Below are 1822 nucleotides of genomic sequence, written 5' to 3'. Positions count from 1 at the left end.
TAACGAGGCTGTAGAAAAACCCACTTCGGAGTCCAGCCTACCGCCCCTTTGTTCGTTTATTCACCCGGCCAGCAATCCGCTTGGCCGTCGTCATGTGTTCATTCCACCACCAACGTTATCCGCTCAACCATGATCTCAAACAGATTTCATCCTGTATTAGGCTTAATCAGCTCATTCACGCCGCCAACTGCCCATAATTCGCCAGTTTCTCGATGTTGTGTACCAGGCAGTATAGCTGCCATTGGCCCTGGACCTTTTTCCTGCCCCGCAAGCTGAAGCGGTTCAGGCGTTTGGCCGTGCCGATGTTGCCGAACACCGGTTCCACCACTGACATTCGGTGACTGTAGATCTCTTTGCCTCTCGGGCTGTCGACTCGGTGTTTCATCCAGTCGGTGTAGTTCGCCAAGCGTTTGTTTTCGATGGTGAACGAGACCTGTCGTCCCGACCCTTTACGGTGATTGGCCGAGGCGGGGTTTTGCATACACTGGTGTTTCTTTGGGCAATGCCGGCATTGAAGGAGACGGCCTTCGAAGTGCACTCGGGTCTTACCGTTCTCAGCTTCGCGGGTGCCCTGGTAGCTGATGGTATTTCCGGCTGGACAGGTGCAGGTCAGGTTCACTGGATCGAACTGGAACTCACTGGCTGGGATGATGTTTTTCCAGCCAGCGTTTGGCTGGTTCTGGTGCCGCTTGCCGTACTTGCCTTTTTGATTCTGGAACTTCGGATCTCGGCTTCGGAATTGGTTGTCGGGTATGTAACCGTTGATCTGGCGCTCGTGCAGGTACTGCATATTCGCTTCATTCGCGAAGCCGGTATCGGCGGTGACGATGGCGCCCTGCTGGTAGATGTTGTCGGCAATGCCCAGCTTCTGGAAGCGGGCTTCCACGATTTCCAGTACCGGTTGCAGGGTGTGGTGTTCCTGCCCCTCCCCGAAGGCCTGGGCATCAATGATGATCTGGTGTTTCCTGTCCACCGTAGCCACGCCGTTATAGCCCTGGACCGTGCCTTTGCTGGTGGTCATTTTGGCACTTTCGTTATCGGTGAGGTTGCTCTTCACTTCCTTGCTCCGCTTCCCCCGGCCCATCCGTGGGCGGTTCGTCTTTAGGAAGCGGTCCACTTTGTTCAGGGACTCATCCAGCGAGAGGATGGTTTTGGCCCGGCGGATATCCCGGTCCAGTTCGGCTTCGGTTTCCGCCTCGTCCTTTTCGTAGTGTTCCTTTAAATGGTGGCGAATCAAGCGGCGCAGTTTGTCCCGCTTCTCGCCCAGTTCCTTAAAGGTGCCAGACCACTCCTTGGCCGCGTTCGAGGGCATCTTGCAGCCGTCGATGGCGAAGAGTTCGTTACCCAACAGGCCTTGCTCGTGACACACCAACAGGATCTGCTCGAACAGGTCTTCGATTTCCTCAGCGTGGCTGCTGACGAATTTGGCCAGGGTGGTGAAATGGGGAACGGTATCGCAGGAGAGGGCCTTGAAGATGATGTTGGTCTCGCAACACCACTGCATCTCGCGGCTGGAGGTGATGCCCTTGGAATAGGCGAACAGGATGATCTTCAGCAGGATGGCTGGATCGTAAGCCAGACGGCCGGTGTCCTGATTGCGGTACTTGGGGTGAAACACCGACAGGTCCAGCTTGTGTTCGATCAGGTAATGCACCGCGTGTTCAAAGGTGCCGGGCTGCAGCTGTTCCTGGTAGTTGATCACGACCATGGCGTCCTGATCGTAGTTGTAGTGCTTGAAGCGAGGCATCTGACAGCTCCTTGTCTGTTTGCCTGATCCTACCAAACCCGAGGGGGATTTCGAGTTTTTCTACAGCCTCAACGC

1 protein-coding gene is annotated in these 1822 nt (G+C 55.6%); it reads right to left on the bottom strand.

All coding sequences use genetic code 11. The features are described 5' to 3' along the window. Positions 1 to 175 precede the first annotated feature (175 nt). A complete protein-coding gene (locus HNR38_RS17120) occupies positions 176 to 1747 on the bottom strand; it encodes a transposase (RefSeq protein WP_183706603.1) in 1572 nt (523 codons plus the stop codon). Between the last annotated feature and the right edge of the window lie 75 nt (positions 1748 to 1822).

This window comes from Marinobacter oulmenensis (assembly GCF_014201735.1).
GTDB lineage: Bacteria > Pseudomonadota > Gammaproteobacteria > Pseudomonadales > Oleiphilaceae > Marinobacter > Marinobacter oulmenensis.
Note: the sequence above shows the minus strand (reverse complement) of the source record. Positions and strands in the feature narration are given on the sequence as shown.